Genomic DNA, 17,198 nt, shown 5'->3' on the forward strand with positions numbered 1-17,198 from the left:
TTGTGCTTGAGCAGAAAGATTTCGTTAATACAAACAGCTGCCCAAGCACTGATAAGAGCAAAATTGTGATGGGATGCCAATCTCCTTTGTAGTGCGTTCCGTCTCAATCAGACGATAAAATCCCGCCTCAAAACGAACCCATCGTTTTGACCGTCATACTATTTGCTGTTAGTAATTGGGAAGCAGGCGAGATTTAGAGCGATGAATTACAAGAGTGCCTCCAAAACACTCTCTTTAAAATTGCAGACATTTGGGCTTTTCGTTCCTCAGTTTTACAACCCTGTTGCCACTATATGTCAAGTGGGAGAAATACGTAGTCGGATCATTTTTATCGAAGACCTATAGACCTCATCTTCATAATCCTGGTGCCAGATATCTTCATGGTTGTAAAGGGCCTTGCGGGCGCAACCGCCAGCCTCTTGCAGCTCGATAGTCGTGAAAGAGCGGTTGAGTTTTTTGAGCCTATCCAGAGCTTCGGCGATCCGCTTGCGGGCGTTGTTCTTGCGATTAGCATTTTCGCGTCAACGAAATTGTGCAAAAGACTGGGCTAACTCAGCCGAACGTTTCCAATCATCTTGCTTGTCTGCACAGTTGCGGATTGGTAAAGCGCGAGTCGAATGGAAAGTTTGATAGTTATGAACTTGCAAGCTGTTATTGCCGACCTTTTGGGTCTGGCAGATTAAATACTGGGGCAGGTAGACGATGACCTCGACGCCTGTCCGAAAGAGCAGATCAATTACTCAAATCTGTTCTCAGCTGGTACAAAATCGAACCATAATACAGATAAAAACAGTTTAAGGGGGGGGGGGGGGGCACACGTTCGCAAGAATTCTGCCTGCGAAATCTGTTCTTGCGTGAGTTTTGAGCCCATAAGAACGGGAACCTGCTGTGCAAGTTCAATCACTCTAGCGGATTATACAGATGGCATGAGCCTCTCTGGTAAGAAATGAATGACGGAAAGCGTAAGATCCGTCATTCACTAGGCTTAGATGGTAGCACTACTAAACCGCCAGTGAAATTAATATATGAAAATCAGTTGCACCGCGTATGGTGGCAAGGAGCATGGTCATATGACAAAAGATCTATTGAATACATCCGACCTAGTAGTTATGAGCACGGCCAGCGTCCATCAGGTAGCTTGAGGCCGCATGATTGCTTGGTCAACTTGCTACAAAGCTCGCCTATTGAGCCCGTCAAGTCCTCCTGGATCATTGTCTTTACTCAAAACAAATCAAACAAATGCAGACAATGGTGAAGGCAAAAGTAGAGGTAATGTTAAATAAGGAGAATCTGAGTCGTTGCGTGCTGAGTTAGTATCGACGATTGGCGAAACACACTATTAAATTAATTGCTTGAATGCTTTTTCATATTGACAAGCATCCCGTCGTTCATTATCTTGAAAGCACCCGGGATAAAATCCAAAAACTTCATGCTCAGTTGTCTGATTTAACGAATCAAAATAACTGCTCATCTTATCTTTGGAATACGGGTTTGATAGTTTTACTACACAATAATAAAGAGCCTGATCTAATGCCCGAACAAAACAAAAGCAGGCTCAGCGCCGAAGAGGCGTATGAGCGATTGATCTCAGAACTTTATGACAATGGACCAATGGAGCTTGTTGGAGATGAGCAGCATGCAGACTTGATTAACGGCCAAGTGCGCCTTTGCTGCGTTACTGAGCCATTTTTAGCCGTGATCAGGGTAATGCAAAAACATCAGTTGGTTCGAGCCGTGAAAAAGGAGTCGCAGCGGCTCTTCGTACTTACATCGAAAGGCTATCTGACAGCGTTGGTAATGCGATATCGAGCTCGACGGGATACTAGATGTCGATGCAACAAATGCGCAGTGGAAGTAGCGGAGGCATTTGAAAAACTCCTTCTTGAGCTTCAACAGAACGGCCCGATGGAACTTACAGCAAGCAATCATCGAGACCATCCTCACTTTATGAGTGAAAACAGTCAATTGTGTTGCAGACAGCATCCATTTCTTGATGCGGTGAGTGACCTGGAGAAGTTCGGATTAGTAGAAACGACACACGACTTTGTGTACAAGCTGACGGAGAAAGGTGCATTGTCAGCGCGCTTATTGCAATTGCCAGCACAGAAAGTGGGCAACCCTCTGTTCAACTGAACAGCGTGGAATCAATTTAGAGGAGCTTAGATCATGAGTAACGGAGATTCTCACGCCGAAGTTGCGAGACTGCAGCCGAACACTTTGCAATTAGATCGAGTCGACACGCTTTCCCAGAAATTTTATTCCGATGCCAGCTTAACAGGCTCGATACTGCGCTCTCAAGGTAACAATGAGAGTGTTGTCTCTGACCAGCTGGTTATCCCACCAGCACCATATTCACGTGAGGGCGATAAGTTTGTTACCACGCGACAACCCAGTGATGCAGCATTGCCAGCACCGGTAGAGCAAGCCATAGAGGATGGTAAACCTATTCGATTTAGCAGTCAGAGTGAAAATAAAGCAGCTAATCGGCAACCCGATTATTTCCTTACTCCAGATGGAAAGGTAGAAGCGAATCCAAACGCACAGCCTAACCAAGACGGCAGCATTAACATTGAAATTCAAACCGCTCAAAAAGAAGATAGCAAGAATCTAACAGATACTATTACCAATGAAACTCCTATGCAAAGGCAGTGGGCCGAGGAGCTGCTACAGCACTTCCAGCGTGAGCATCCCGGTCAACGTGTTCCGCGTTGGTTGATTGACCTTGCCTCAGGTAAGCCTGATATGTCGGACTTTGTTCCATTTACGCCTGGTCCAAATCAACCCGTATCAGAAGCGCCAGAAAATGGCTTTGCAAATCGTGGTGTAAGAGGTGGTGGCAGCGGTAAAGGAAGCGGCGGATTTGCGGGCAACGGAGGATTCGATGGCGGCGGATATTTCAAAGGCAACGGAGGAAGCGGTGATGGCAGCCTCAATACAGGTGGCACTGATAGTCGTGGTCAACCGCTAGGCGCTGGTGAAACTGTCCAAGCAAAACAACTCTATGACTATTTTATAGAAAAAGGATTTAGTCCAGCTCAAGCTTCAGGAATTTTAGGCAACCTCCAAACCGAATCCAGTTTTAAAACAAGCGCATACAATGCAGGTGAAGGTGCAATTGGGTTAGCGCAATGGGAGGGGGGCAGACGAACAGCACTGGAAGCATTTGCCAAACAGGAAGGCAAGCCGGTTACGGACTGGCGAGTGCAAGCTGACTTCCTTATGAAGGAATTGCAAACGACTGAAAGTGGTGCTTATTCCGCTCTTAAGGCGGCACAAACGCCTGGGGCTGCCGCTTCAGCATTTGACAAATACTATGAAAGAAGTTCTGGTGAAGCTAGAGGACAGCGCATGGCCAACGCAGAGAATATCTATCGTCAGCTTAGCGCTTAACAAAACATAACCACGATAGCTCAATTCGATGTTTGGATAATTGCTGCAACAATAGTATCCGTTCGGTGAAGCACCATAGATGGTGCTAATTAGAAAGTTCGAGCACCCCTGGAAGCAAATCTGCCGGATCTGATTTCGGATTTTTGGTGAGTTTAGAAATCGCTGTGCTGAAATATTTGAACGGATCGATTTTGAGCCGTTTGCATGTGGCGACGATGCTTGCGAGGATAGCAGCAGTGTTTCCGCCGTTGTCGCTGATGGCGGACATCCAATTTTTTCGACCAACTGCAATTGGTCTCAGCGCATTTTCTGCCAAGTTAATTGTCAATCGTCAGGTCGCCGTCTTCAACATATACTTGCAACGCTTGCCAGTTTTTCATTGTGTAATTGATTGCTTTCCCAAGCGGACTTTGAGGAAGGACCACTAACTTTTGAGTTGCCATCCAATATTTCTTGCCTCCACTCAGTTTCTTCATCACGCTTTTTAATCGTGGCTTGCCATGATCGAAAGTTGTGTTCGTTCAGCATTTCTTGCACGCAGTATTGCGGCACTGTCAGCCCGCTCTCCCGCCAGCGTTTTAGCCTATATTTCCACAGCTTCTCTTTGCTCTGATCTCTACGCGTAAGTGCCACCACATGTCCTCCCGACGGAGAACATCTTCGCTCGTTTCAATTCAAATTTGAAGAACGCAATTCGCCGAACGGATACCAACAATAAGAGTAAGGAACTCAGTGGCAGGCAAAGGCATCGCTACTCGAAGGCGCTATCATGACATTTTTTGCAATGGTTGTGCGCCGAAGCCATCACGACGTTCGCCATAGGTGATGCTGCTGACTTCGTGGGCTTCGTGGGCTCACTGGCACTTGCGCTGAATGCACTTTGTTTCTCTCTTTTGTGGCGACACCGAGAAGAACTTGAACATGCGTTCGACATGGCTCCGTTTAAGAAACGTAGTCGCCAACACCGCAGGTGTAGGTGCCGGTCTATCAACATATAAGCTAAATTGTCTATGGCCGGATCTAATCGTAGGAGGACTAATCGCAGCACTATTCATACGATCTGCATGGACATTAATTACTGAGTCGATTGAGGATCTGAGGACTTCAAATTGTGTCAAGGAATGTGATTCCGAGACGGTTTTAACGGGCATTAAGAACAAAAATCCAAGAGACAAAAATTCCTGTGACAGCCGTTAATCAATTGGAAAATGCAAGATTGAATTTAGAGAGCAATTTCATCAAGTGCCACCATTTTTAGTGGCGTCATTTAAAGTAGTTTGCGCTGGTGGAGCAGTCTTGTTACGGGCATAGATGAAAACTGAATCCGTGATCAAACTCCATCTGGGTAAGTTTACGCGAGTTTCCAAAGTCCAATTTTGTTGAAGTTTTTGATGAAAATTAAAGTCTGCCGTACAGCCAGGCCATTCTTCACCGATGTAGATTAATCGATCACCTGTGTAAAATTCCAGAGCTTTAGTTGCCATCACATCTCTATTGGGTGGCCAACAAAGCATAAGGGTGCGGTCAGGGTGAAAAGCGACGGTTGACTCAGAACCAAGTAATACTTCAGTCCAGCTAACGTTTCTCGACGTATAGCCGTTGCGCTTAGTCTCCGCCGGTAAAGCATCATAGGCGATAATATCTGCCCCTCTTCGCCGTAGCAGTGCCGCCCAATAGCCAGTGCCTGCGCCGACCTCGACTATCGGTCCACAGTTGATAATGGCTGTTAATGCGGCATTCGAGGGAATCGCCCACGAGTATTTTCTAACGATTAAGTCGCGGCAGAAGCGACGAGTGTCACTCGCGGAGTAGCGGCTTTCCATCAGGTCAACTAACTCAAGCAATGGGTTGCTGGTTTCTGTTAATTCATCAGAAAGTGTTTTTTTTCCGTTCAGTTCAGGCAGGTGCCAAGTCGAATCTCTATCGAAATTGAGCGAGAAGTCAAACATACTGAATGCATCGCTGATGTTGCCCCAGAGCAAATAAATGCTTCCCAGTTTGATAGCACATCCGGCCACTGAATCGACTGCACTTGCATCGTTCACCGAGATAGCTTGCTTGAGGATATTTTCTGCTTCACTATGTCTGCCGAGTTCGATGTAAGTAAGACCAAGGTCCTCAAATGCATGGACCTTTAGCCTTGAGCGCGCATCTTTCAGCATCTCAGCTGCCAATTCAAGATGTATGACTGACAAATCGAAATAGCGTTGCATAGCAAGCAAACAACCAAGTCGTGCAAGAGCTTGTATGTAACTCAATCTTGCACAAGGATTATCATTGGCAAATCGTTTCCGTATTGAAATTGCTCGCGTTAAGCAGTTTTGTGCTTCAACATTTCTACCAATGTTTGACAAGTACTCCGCATAGAACATAAGTCGATCTGCGATTTCAGAATGGTTGGCACCAATTTCTTGAATACGCAACGCGATAAGTCGCTCATGAATAGGTTCCAATAGTTTGTGGAAATCACTCAACCACGAGTTCCACCGTTGAAGTAGCCGTTCCATTGTGTCGCGAACCAAAAACGATTCACTAGGCAAAGAAAGCGACAAAATATCTAGAAGTTTCTGAAGCTCAAGATAGCAATCTTCCGCTCCAAAGACTCTTAGCTCGATTGCTTCAACGAGTTGTTCCTGGTTATCCAAACCTACAAATTTGCGCGCCTCAGCACCAAGAGTTGCTGCCAACATAGTATCGTCTGCTTTATGAGCCCTATGCGCCGCAGCCGCAAGCGAAAGTGACTGAAATAGAAGCTTTTGATTTTCAGGTATACGTGTTGATTGTTCACTCTTTTGTAGTTCCATGGTTCCCCTTTGACTCCTTGAAAGCAACTTTTCATTCGCTGGTACTGCTCAACAAAGAAAAAAAGCTCTTATTCGCTCGTCGAACAACCGAACTAAGTTGAGACTGTAAGCGAATTTAGCTCTCCTATAAACATTCAACACAGAACCAAATTGCCCACATCGTTGGTGGCGGCAGAAAGCAGTAATTGAACTCTCATTTTTCACTTTCATACTCCTCACTTAGCATCTGTTTAACGAAGCAAGGGCTTTCGATTCAGTGGCATACACAACTTCAATAGTTGTTTGAACAAGAGCGGCGGTAGTCTGATAGTCTTTCCAAATGCCGTCGTCGATGCCCCACAAAACGAGGAGCATGTTTTTTTCCTCACCGGTCAGCGTTGGTAAGTACTGTTTGTTGACTTTCAAATGCCGTCTGGAGGACGAGGACAACGAGCGTCGCAAATCGATTTTGCGCAACGCACGTCGCTCCAACGCGCGAATGCTTTCGTGGCTTACCTGATAAAGTTCACCCAGTTCTCGCAACGTTCGGGGTTCGCCCTTAAGTCCAAATCGGTAATTTAAAATCTGTCTTTGTTTCAATGTTAGATACGACAAGGTCTGCTCTCACAACAGGCGTTAGAGACCGGAAAAATTTATAGGTAAATCAACAGAACACCGTCGCAATTTGCGTCACTTTGATTATGGTGTTGAGTTTAATTGTAAGATACAGATCGAATGAGTAGCAGTCAACCATTCAAGCGATTAATTTAATTGTTTAGAGCTAAGTTAGGCTGCTTTCGTTGGAGAAAGTTTTTACTTTCTCTTTGTGACAGACTTCTTTTTGGCGCTCGATTTCTCTTTTATTTTTGCTTGCTCCATATCATCCAGCAAGCACAATCCTTTTTCGAGAAGCGAACGAACGCATCCGTCTATGAGCCGGTAATGAACATGATTTCCATGACGTTGATAAGCAAGAATGCCACCCAGTGTTAACCGCTGTAAGTGTCCGGAGACCGCTTGGACTGTCATTCCGCTACCCACGGCAAGCTCGGTCACACTCATTTCGTCAGTATTACAGAGGAGGACTAACAGTTTTAGACGTGTGTCATTAGCTAGAACTTTGAACATCTCTTCCAGTTCGGTAGCTTTTTCTTGACTTAATTGACTGTCATTATAGTTAGGTTTTTGTGAGCAACACTCATCCATTTATCCAACTCCATACACGATAATCGAAACTAAACTATTAAATTAATCGCTTGAATGCTTTTTCATATTGACAATGATCACACTGTTCACTATCTTCAAATGTACCCAGATTAAAGGAGGTTTTGAACGAAGATGTTAGTCGCCGACAATCCCAGTGCCGAAGGAGGTTTAGAGGGATCAGTACAATTTGCGGATAACGGTGTACGCCTTTTTGAAGACAGCACCAAAGCTGCACAGAATTCTGTTATACCAGGTTCGAGTGTCGACCGCGCACTTCCCTCAGATTTCGCATCAGGATCGGTTGGAGCGGACGGATCGATTACTTTTGGTTCAAACCAGACTGCAATGGACATCTCTAGTACAACATCGCCAATACAATTGATGGGCGAACAGATATCCAGCATGATCAAACCATTTCTTGCCATGCCCGGTGGTTTGGGTTTAGTCAACGCAATATTTGAATTTCTAACCAATCTATTTACTAGTTTTTCCAGCGTCGCTTTCGATCCCAAACTTTGGGCACAACAAGCGCAAGCCAGTTTGGATGCGATGTCAAAGCTCAAGTCGTCCAGCTAGAAAGCACGCGTTTAATTGCCGCAGATGTAGGAGGAACAATAACATCTGAGGATTGCGATGGAATGGAGCTCGGTCTTCGGAACAATAGTTCTTCGGAACAATAGTTCTTCGAAACAATCGTTCTAACAAATTGCCCAAGAAGGATTACTTGAGAGACCGAGTGCAGCGCATTGGTCGATGTGCCAATTTTACATCTCAAAAAAACAAACCCTGTCGGCTGCTAGTTACTAATTAACTCAAGCTGACGTGCATGAAAAATTTAGCAGGAAGAAGGCGGAGTACGAAGGGCACTCCGCCTTCTATTTGTCATACGAATTAAAGTTCAGGCGAGCATACCAACGACAAGAAGCGTTAGAAAACCCAAAAAGAATGCCGCCGTGGTTGCAGGTGTCTCAGGCTGTTCATGCGCTTCAAGCAGGAGTTCTTCTGTCACCAAGAAAAGTAAGGCCGCTAGACCGAATGACAAAACTGTTTCCATCAAGACATCTGGTGCTTTGGCAAGAACAAAGACACCAATGACGGTTCCCAACAATATTAGGGAGGATATGCCAGCGACAGTTTTCATTACAGTGGCCTTGGACAAACCGTATTCGGATAACTCAATTGCAATTGCCAATCCAAGTGATAAGAGTTCTATGGTGAGTGCCGTTGTCAGAAGCTGCCCTTCTTTAGCACCAGCTGCAAAACCTATTCCAATTAGGAAACCATCCAGTAAGACATCAACTGCTACGGCTGTAACCATAGCCGTGGGGAAACCACTTTTTTTATTTTCTTTTGCTTCGAGAGTTTTGGCTAACGATTTGATCCACAACATCGCCAGCACTCCGACGCCAAAGCCGAGCACCACATAAATAGGAGCATGTCGTTTAATGATGTCGGGTAAAAGCTCCACCGACACAACAGAAAAAACAACACCAGCAGCTAAATGTTGCAAAAAGCCACGCACCACAGGACTTGGTGTTTTATACAACAAAACTACTGAAGCACCGATGATGGTGGCTATGACCGGAAAACACGCATTTAGTAAAACGGTATACATTTGAAGTCTCGCAAACTACTTAGCTAATTCAGCAAACTTTTCTCAGCGCTTTCGTTCCGAAGCTCCAGCTCAAAAATTTCCTCTACCGAAGTACGAATCGTTTCGCATATCGACTCCAAGGGCAAATCATTTGGCATATCATCAAACGGCCGCTCTACTTCCTCTGCAAGAAGTTCAAGACCGAAGATGAGGTATGAAGAAACGGCCATTATTGCAACAGTCATCCAGTGAAAAGAAGGTACGAGAAACCAGGGCAAACACAGAACATTTAAAGTCAAACCAAACCACAGTAGCAGTTTGTATGAGCCTACAATCGGGGATTTCAAAATACGCTCGCAGGCACCACAAATATCCATAAGCGTTTTTGCATGTTCGTTAATTTGCAATTGTTCCCATTCATCTATGTAACCGGCGCTGCGCCACTGCTTGAGATGATCGTAAATCTGCTGGGTTACTGCCAATGGAATGTGCTGTTTTTTGTCCGTCACAGAAAGCAATTCTAAGATCTGTCCATCACGTTTTTGACGCAAGTGATCTTTTAAAGTATAGGCGAATTGTGATATCAGCAAACCGAAGCGCTGACGTTCAGTATCCGGCAGATTTTTCGCGTACGAATAAGTTTTGATTGCTAGATTTCTAGACTCATTTACCAATTGCCCCCACAACTTTCGTCCTTCCCACCATCGGTCATAAGCACTGTTATTTCTAAAAATCAGCAAAATACCGACAATTGCGCTGACAGATATAACGGCGTTGGCGTCGTTCAATTTAGCGCCTTGTAAATTGTGATTGTCGACGAAACAGACCAATGCCGAGTAGAGAATAACTACCACCAAGACTTTCCAAAGCAAATCTCGTCCTGGTTCGAAGTGGTCGATGAAGTGTTGTAGTCCACGTTCGACTTTAGCGACATTGTTGTTTGGTCTGTGTGAATTCATTTTGTGCTCGGTTTCCGTTTCATCGATCAGTTTTGTTTGTTTTTTCATTCGCGCCATTGCAGTTTTTACGTTCAATCAACGCATTCCAGCCGGGTAAGTGATGAACAGCCAGTAGAGAAAAAGTTAGTGCTGTGGCCAAAGCTCCGAGGACAAACATACCAAAGGCGACTGCCAATCCGATAGCCGCTGAAGTCCAAAGAGTAGCCGCTGTTGTCAATCCAGTTGTTCTACCTTGGTCTCGCATAATCACGCCAGCACCGAGAAATCCAACTCCGCTGACGATCTGTCCTGCAATTCTGGTATCGACTGTTTGACCGAGCGCATGGGATGAAATCAAGCCGAAAACACAAGCTCCTAAAGCAACGGCAGCGTAAGTTCGTACTCCAGCATCTTGACCGTGGCTTTCTCTTTCGTACCCAACCAGTCCACCAAGAACGGTTGCAAGCAACGCTCTTGAAGCCATCAAAATTTCTAGTTGCCAATCCATCCGCTCTACCTGACACCTAAAAGGGTTTACCTACGCTTTGCTCAAGATCAGTCATTGACTGCTGATAAGTTCTCACAGTTTCTAAATACGACGACTGAACCTGCACGTTTGCTTGTTGGGCACTGAGAGTCGCATTAATGTCAGTTTGTCCGTATTCGTATGACTTTCTGGACAACGAAGCTACCTCTCTAGATTTCGGTAAAATGCTTGACTGAAAAAGCACAACTCTTTCCGTTGCCGCTTCAACTTGTTGATAAGCAGTAACCACTTCCTCCTGAATTTTGTTCTTAGTAGACTCGCGCTCAAAAAGAAGTTGCTTTCGTACCGCATGTAGACGAGCTAATTCCCCTTGCTGAAAGTTGAGCACGGGCAATTCTTGATTCACTCCTATGTAAAATCCTCTCGTACTGACCGATGGTTTTGGGGGATTTCCCGAGTACGAATTGCCGACGTTAAATACGGGATTGGGCAAAATATTTCCTCGCACAAGCTTGAGGTTTGCCGCGTTGACACCAAGCGCCTGGTCGACAACCTTAAGGTCAAGCCGTGTCTTCAATGCTTCAGCAATCAACACATCAAGACTTGGTAATCGATGGCTAGGCACAGGAAGCAACTCATTTTTTTCAGCTTGAAGTTGGAACTGCGGCAAGCGCATCACTTGCACACCGTCTTTGTAGCTTCTCCCCATAAGAACGCTCAATTTTTGCCTTGTCAGTAAAATATTCCTGCTAGCTAGAAGCAGTTCGCTCTCGGATTGAAGCAGGGCGAGATCAGCACGTTCTACATCCAATGCCGCGACGTCACCACTTTTAAAGCGTCGCTGAGCCACACTTTTCAAGTTGGAGGCAATCGCCTGGAGCTGTGTAATCGTATCGTGTGTCTCAGCGGCGATTACCGCATCCAAATAGGCCTTACGTATGACTCCACGAAATTGCCAGAGGTTTCTTGCAATTTCCAAATCAGCTTGTTTGATTTGGTTTTTCGAAACTAGTAAGCGAAAAACAACTTTCCATGGTGGCTCTATTGGTACCGAAGCACCGATTTGGGTAGCCAATGCGCCCGTGTCAGTCAAGAAAAAGAAGGAAGGATTTGGAAAGGTCGAAGCCTGTGATTTAGTAGCCTGACTTATACCTAATTGAGCTCGAACATTAGATACGCGGGGACTCTTCATCAAAGACTCATCAAAAGCAGTCGATAAGGCTATCGGCGGCATCGATGATTGCTCCGCATTCGGAGCCATCACCGCAGGATCAATAGCAGCGGCGTAAGCTTCTTTCGCTGAAGAGGGAAAAAGCAGCAGAAGGGATAAAGCGCCGAGACAACATTTTTGATGACGACTGTGATAAGCAATTTCACGTCGCATGTTCCACACTCTCCATGACTTGCCGTTTTGCGATTTTTGATGTTTGTCCTCGACCTCTGCGCGATATGTTTTCAAAAACTATGTACAGGTTGGGAAGAAGAAGGAGCGTTAGTAAGCTGGATGTGACCAGTCCACCGATAACAACAGTCGCCAATGGCTTCTGTACCTCAGCGCCCGCAGAGGATGAAAAAGCCATCGGAAAAAATCCTAGACTGGCTACGAGTGCTGTCATTAGAACTGGACGCAAACGCGTCACGGCCCCCGTTATGACAGCATCTGTCAGTTCCATCGTTTCTCGTAAATGGTTGATGTAACTCACCATCACAACACCATTTAGAACCGCAACTCCCGACAGCGCAATGAATCCCACTCCAGCAGAAATCGAAAAAGGCATGGCTCTTATAGCCAGAGCAAAGATTCCGCCGACAATTGCAAACGGTATGCCTGTATAGATCAGAAGAGCCTGGCTTATCGAACCAAATGTCATATACAAAAGAATAAAAATCAGCAAAAGTGCAATCGGTACAACTATCGACAGCATGAGAGTGGCTCTTTGCAAATTTTCAAATTGCCCCCCCCAAGTCATGTAATAGCCTTCTGGTAACTTGATATTTTTGTCTATCTCCTTTTGTGCATCCTTGACAAAACTTCCTATGTCTCTTCCACGCACATTGAGTTCCACTACTATTCTGCGACGTCTGTCTTCGCGAGAAATTTGGGCTGGTCCCTCTTGAACGGAAATTTTTGCCAAACTAGAAAGCGGAATGAGCGCCCCAGTTGTACGTGATGCAATCGGCGGAGCTGCCACCAGCAATTTTTTGATCGATTCGATGTCGCGACCGCTTGGTTCGTTTAGCCGAACAACAATGTCAAATCTTTGCTCTCCCTGATACACAATTCCGGCCGGTTGTCCGGCCATAATTGATTGGACAAGGTTATTTACGTCTTGAACATTTATGCCGTATCTTGCGATGGCATCGCGGTCTGCTTCCACTATCAGTTGAGGTAAACCGGCGGTTTGCTCGATTTTGACATCAGCGGCTCCGGGCACATTGTTTAGTATTTTACTTACACGTTCTGCTTCTTCTCTCAATTTGTCCAAATCATCGCCAAAAATTTTCACGGCAATATCTGATCGAACACCGGCTATTAATTCCGCAGTTCGTAACTCAATAGGTTGCGAAAAGCTGAAATTAGCTTGTGGCACTTTTTCTGAAAGTCGCTTTGCTATTACATCTACGAGTCCTTCTTTAGTACGGGCAGTCGTCCATTGCTCGATAGGTTTTAGTGCTAAATAAACATCACCGGACTCAACACCCATAGGATCTGTCGCGACTTCTGCTCGACCCATTTTTGTGACAATTTTTGTCACTTCGGGAAATGATTTGTATACCTTTTCTGCCTCCGTCGCAGTCGCAATTGATTGTGACAATGAGACGCTCGGAAGTTGTTGAATTTGGACGGCGAGCGAACCTTCATCCAACCGAGGAATAAACTCAGAACCGAGCATCGGCAATGTGACTGCGCTCAAAATCACAAGGCTAAGAGCAACCGCAAATGTTTGTCCTTTGTATTCAGAAGCAAGATGTAATGCACGTTCGTACTTTGGCTTCAACCAATGAACCAAAAAACTCTCTTTTTCGCTGACATCTTTTCCAAGGACGATGGTCAACATGGCAGGGACAAATGTTAGGGAAAGTAAGAGCGAACCAAACAGTGCAAAGACAATTGTCATCGCCATTGGCTTAAACATTTTTCCTTCAATTCCTGAAAGACTAAATATTGGCAGATAAACAATGGCAATTATGGCTACTGCAAATACGACTGGACGTCCTACTTCCATACATGCGCTCAGAATTGTTTCTTGATTAGTTTCTGGTCTACCGTGCTCTTGATTGATAGCCAGTCTCCTGATCGTGTTTTCAACCATAACTACGGCGCCATCCACGATCAGTCCGAAGTCGACGGCACCCAGGCTCATCAAATTTCCTGAGACGTTGAATATATTCATGCAGATAGCAGCAAAGAGCATAGACAGCGGAATAACACTTGCTACCAACAATGCGCCTCTCCAGTTGCCGAGCACTATGAGCAGTACCGCTATCACAAGCATGGCACCTTCAAGCAAGTTGTGCTCTACTGTTTCGATGGTTCTGTCGACTAACTCAGCACGATCATAGAATGGGTTCAACCGGACTCCGTCAGGCAAATTTTTCTCGATTTGATGTATTTTTTGCTTTACTCGTTCGACAACCGTTCGCGAGTTTTCACCCCTTAGCATCATCACAATGCCGCACACAATCTCACCTTTTGCATCAGCAACTACCGCGCCCTGGCGGACTTCATTGCCTGACACGACTTCGGCAATATCTCGAATAAAAATAGGTACGCCCTCTTTACCTGATTTCACGACAATATTGGCAATTTGTTCGGTAGTTTGAGCTAAGCCGATCCCTCGCAAAATAAACTGTTCACCTTGGTGTTCGATATAAGCACCACCCACATTCTCATTGTTGGCAGTGACAGCACGAACGACCTCTTGTATGGTCAAACCATAGGAGATCAGTTTTGACGGATCTACCCTGACTTGATACTGCTTTTTTTGTCCACCGTAACTGTTAACCTCGGCTACGCCAGACACTCCAAGCAGTTGTCTTCTGACTATCCAGTCTTGCACCGTACGCAGATATTGAGCATCAAAAGACTTGCCTTTATTCGCACTTAACTCGTACTGGTATATCTCTCCAAGTCCAGTGGTGATCGGACCCATCTGCGGTGTGCCGACTGTTTCAGGAATTTGCTGCCTAACTTGTGTTAAACGCTCGAGAACTAATTGCCGAGCGAAGTACATGTTGACTGAATCGTCAAAGACGATTGTCACAGCTGACAAACCAAATTTTGAGACTGAGCGAATTTGGCTTATCGAGGGCAATCCACTCATTGACACTTCAATCGGGAACGTAATTTGTCTTTCGACTTCCACGGGAGCTAGCGACGGAGCTGACGTCAATACCTGCACTTGCACGTTGGTAATATCTGGTACTGCGTCAATCGGCAGTGCTTGCAAGTTATACCAACCAGCAGCTATCAAGGCCACTACAACCATAATTACAAGCAGACGCTGATTGACGGAAAATTTTATTAGCTTCTCTATCACTAGTCGTCTCCCAATTCACTTTTCATCAACTTTGATTTCAAAATGAATGATCCATCGGCAGAGACGACTTCTCCTACTTTTAGTCCGCTCAATATTGGAGTAAATCCAGCAACTTCCTCTCCGACAGTAACATCGCGTACTTTGAATTGTTTCTGGTTTTGCTGAACAAAAACGATCCTTTGTCCACGGACTGTTTGCACAGCTGCTACTGGCACATACACGGCACCGATTCGAGGCGCTTGACGATTAAACTCAACTTGCGCAAAGGATCCTGTTTGAATCGGTGGCTTGCTGGAATTCTCTATGATCACGCGGACTCGCGAGGTGCGAGTATCCTCGTTTAGTCGCGGATCGATGAAACTGACTTTCCCCATGATAGTTCTATTGTTCACCGTCACTTTCGCCGACATTCCCAGAGAAACGTTAGACATTGCGATTTCCGGTACATTGGCGATGACCCAGAGTTTATCTGTATTTGCTATCGTCAGAAGGGGTTTTCCGGCTTCGACTCCCGCTCCAGGATTGACAAGTCTTTCGATAACAGCACCCGATATTGGTGCTTTCAGCGTCAATCCCGAAATATTATGCTCGCTTCTTTCGTCCCCTTCAGATAACTCCGCATCCAGGGCGGCTAGTGAATCTCTGATGTGCTCAGTTTCCGTTTCAGTCGTCTTGACGTTTGCTTCAGCCTCAGCGACTTCTTTGTTCAATGAAATGTTTTTTTGAAAGTTGAATTCGGCAGTGGCTCTTTCAAATTCAGATTGCGCAGAAACTAAATCCTTACGAGCTGACAAACCCTCTGCTACGAGTTGTTCAACACGCTTTAAGGTGGCGATAGCTTCGTCAAGCGATGCTTTAGCTTTAAGTATTGCTACTCGATTAGCAGCTTGTTTTACGCGAGAGAGCGTCGCACGCGCCAGATTCAATTTGGCTTCAGCCTCATGCAGTTTTCCATGAGTTTCAGCGACTTGAGGGCTTTTGATGGTGATCACAGCCTGTCCGCGTGTGACATAGTCTCCAAGCGATACAGTCACTGACTCAACGCGTCCAGCGGCTAATGAACTCAGCTGTTGGACTTGCTGATCGTTAGGTTCCACGGTGCCGGTAACAGATACTCTCAGCGGAGGACCGACATCAGTCACAGTAAAGACTTCGACCTCGGGACCTTCAGGTTTGCGCTCGACCACATTTTCTGGAGCGGCTTCCTCAGCCGTTTTTGTTTCCACTTTTGCTGCGTTCTTGTTTGCCAGGACAGACCACAACAACGCTGTCAGACCCACAGCCACCAAGATCACCACGGCGGCTATGCGCCATCCACGATTTGTTCGTGCAGACGCGTTCGTTATTGACGCATTCTCAAGCTGATCTGGTATCAGCATCTAATATCCCTCGGTAAAAACAGCAAAACACGCAAGACAATCTTGCCTGCACCAACTATTGTTGCTAAACCGAGAGTTTTTGTCCGAGCGAATAGAGTGAGTCGACGCTACGAACCGGAGGAGCCCTATTCCAGATCGTTCTCTGTGTGACATTCGATGAGGCTGTACTGCTGTCGCAAACGGTGACGACTACAGCTGATGGAAAATCGTCACCGCTGAATATTGATACCGTCAATGCATTTGAGTTGTCTGTCAGTTTCTTGTGCGCACAACAAGATTTTTTATGACCACAGTCCGCACACGAATCAAGATCAACATTTTCAATGGTGACAATTGTCGTAGAAACATTTCTGCTATGGGATTCTGCGCAACGGCATGGCAACTCACACCTCAGCAGCGCGAGAAGAATTAAGGTCAGGACAATAATGGGTTTCAATTTCATTTTTAAGCTTCGCTATTTATTACTCTCGCAAAAATGCTGCAATTTTGCAACTTTCCAATGGCTGAGATTGCGATTTGAAAATCAGGATGATGTCTCTAAGCGTCAATTACTTTGACAGCTTAATGCGTGAGACTGGTATGAATAAGGCATCTGTTGCGAAGAAATCGCCTTCGAGACTCAAATTCAAATTGAAAACACATTCGATTTTCACAATTCTATTGCAACTATGTGATGCCTGTGTCTGTCCTGAAGCATCCACAAGCGCTCTGTGATTCGGAAGCAGTGATATGTGTGGGGACTGTGGACACATCACCACCTGTGTCAGCAACAGAGGTACCCGTAGGCTGCATCAAGTGTCGGTCACATCGCCGTTACACACGCTGCCGTTGCACCAGACTGCTCTTTCTTAAAGTTGAGACTAGAGCACCCAACATGATG

The 17,198-nt window shown here is 45.6% G+C and carries 14 protein-coding genes and 1 pseudogene; 4 read left to right on the top strand and 11 right to left on the bottom strand.

The window, feature by feature from the left end; genetic code table 11:
- Positions 1–529: 529 nt before the first annotated feature.
- The 3 genes and pseudogenes from EKK48_24350 to EKK48_24360 all read left to right on the top strand — a co-directional run bounded on the left by EKK48_24350 (position 530) and on the right by EKK48_24360 (position 3,390).
- Positions 530–683, top strand: a pseudogene (locus EKK48_24350) (transcriptional regulator).
- 673 nt (positions 684–1,356) lie between these two features.
- Positions 1,357–2,133: a hypothetical protein gene (locus EKK48_24355; GenBank protein ID RTL37237.1), complete on the top strand. Its 777-nt coding sequence runs from the start codon at positions 1,357–1,359 to the stop codon at positions 2,131–2,133.
- A 33-nt stretch (positions 2,134–2,166) separates the two neighbouring features.
- Positions 2,167–3,390 carry a hypothetical protein gene (locus tag EKK48_24360; GenBank protein ID RTL37238.1) on the top strand — a complete coding sequence of 408 codons (1,224 nt, stop codon included), beginning with the start codon at positions 2,167–2,169 and terminating at the stop codon, positions 3,388–3,390.
- A gap of 85 nt (positions 3,391–3,475) precedes the next feature.
- Here the strand turns inward: EKK48_24360 and EKK48_24365 are convergent, their stop codons facing one another.
- The 5 genes from EKK48_24365 to EKK48_24385 form a co-directional block, all read right to left on the bottom strand.
- Positions 3,476–3,718, bottom strand: coding sequence for a transposase (locus EKK48_24365; GenBank protein RTL37239.1), 243 nt, complete (start codon positions 3,716–3,718; stop codon positions 3,476–3,478).
- Positions 3,708–3,869, bottom strand: coding sequence for a hypothetical protein (locus tag EKK48_24370; GenBank protein RTL37240.1), 162 nt, complete (start codon positions 3,867–3,869; stop codon positions 3,708–3,710). The genes EKK48_24365 and EKK48_24370 overlap by 11 nt, the downstream gene beginning before the upstream one ends.
- A gap of 759 nt (positions 3,870–4,628) precedes the next feature.
- Positions 4,629–6,194 (bottom strand): hypothetical protein, encoded by a 1,566-nt coding sequence (locus EKK48_24375; protein ID RTL37241.1) that lies wholly within the window; start codon positions 6,192–6,194, stop codon positions 4,629–4,631.
- A 219-nt stretch (positions 6,195–6,413) separates the two neighbouring features.
- The gene (locus EKK48_24380; GenBank protein RTL37242.1) at positions 6,414–6,788 is read right to left on the bottom strand and encodes a hypothetical protein; all 375 of its coding nucleotides are present in this window, start codon (positions 6,786–6,788) and stop codon (positions 6,414–6,416) included.
- A gap of 198 nt (positions 6,789–6,986) precedes the next feature.
- Positions 6,987–7,379: a transcriptional regulator gene (locus tag EKK48_24385; GenBank protein ID RTL37243.1), complete on the bottom strand. Its 393-nt coding sequence runs from the start codon at positions 7,377–7,379 to the stop codon at positions 6,987–6,989.
- 132 nt (positions 7,380–7,511) lie between these two features.
- Here EKK48_24385 and EKK48_24390 point away from each other — a divergent pair, with 132 nt between their 5' ends.
- Positions 7,512–7,955, top strand: coding sequence for a hypothetical protein (locus EKK48_24390; GenBank protein RTL37244.1), 444 nt, complete (start codon positions 7,512–7,514; stop codon positions 7,953–7,955).
- A gap of 322 nt (positions 7,956–8,277) precedes the next feature.
- On the opposite strand, the gene EKK48_24395 is transcribed toward EKK48_24390, so the two are convergent.
- The 6 genes from EKK48_24395 to EKK48_24420 are packed head-to-tail and all read right to left on the bottom strand — an operon-like array spanning position 8,278 to position 16,318.
- A complete protein-coding gene (locus tag EKK48_24395; GenBank protein RTL37245.1) occupies positions 8,278–8,994 on the bottom strand; it encodes a transporter in 717 nt (238 codons plus the stop codon).
- A 23-nt stretch (positions 8,995–9,017) separates the two neighbouring features.
- Positions 9,018–9,989: a hypothetical protein gene (locus tag EKK48_24400; protein ID RTL37246.1), complete on the bottom strand. Its 972-nt coding sequence runs from the start codon at positions 9,987–9,989 to the stop codon at positions 9,018–9,020.
- Entirely contained in the window at positions 9,952–10,419 is a 468-nt protein-coding gene (locus EKK48_24405; GenBank protein RTL37247.1) for an MgtC/SapB family protein, read from the bottom strand. The genes EKK48_24400 and EKK48_24405 overlap by 38 nt, the downstream gene beginning before the upstream one ends.
- 16 nt (positions 10,420–10,435) lie before the next feature.
- The gene (locus tag EKK48_24410; GenBank protein RTL37248.1) at positions 10,436–11,782 is read right to left on the bottom strand and encodes a TolC family protein; all 1,347 of its coding nucleotides are present in this window, start codon (positions 11,780–11,782) and stop codon (positions 10,436–10,438) included.
- Positions 11,772–14,939 carry an efflux RND transporter permease subunit gene (locus EKK48_24415; protein RTL37249.1) on the bottom strand — a complete coding sequence of 1,056 codons (3,168 nt, stop codon included), beginning with the start codon at positions 14,937–14,939 and terminating at the stop codon, positions 11,772–11,774. The genes EKK48_24410 and EKK48_24415 overlap by 11 nt, the downstream gene beginning before the upstream one ends.
- The gene (locus EKK48_24420; GenBank protein ID RTL37250.1) at positions 14,939–16,318 is read right to left on the bottom strand and encodes an efflux RND transporter periplasmic adaptor subunit; all 1,380 of its coding nucleotides are present in this window, start codon (positions 16,316–16,318) and stop codon (positions 14,939–14,941) included. The genes EKK48_24415 and EKK48_24420 overlap by 1 nt, the downstream gene beginning before the upstream one ends.
- Positions 16,319–17,198: the final 880 nt, after the last annotated feature.

The sequence above is a fragment of the Candidatus Melainabacteria bacterium genome, assembly GCA_003963305.1.
Taxonomy (GTDB): Bacteria; Cyanobacteriota; Vampirovibrionia; order Obscuribacterales; family Obscuribacteraceae; genus PALSA-1081.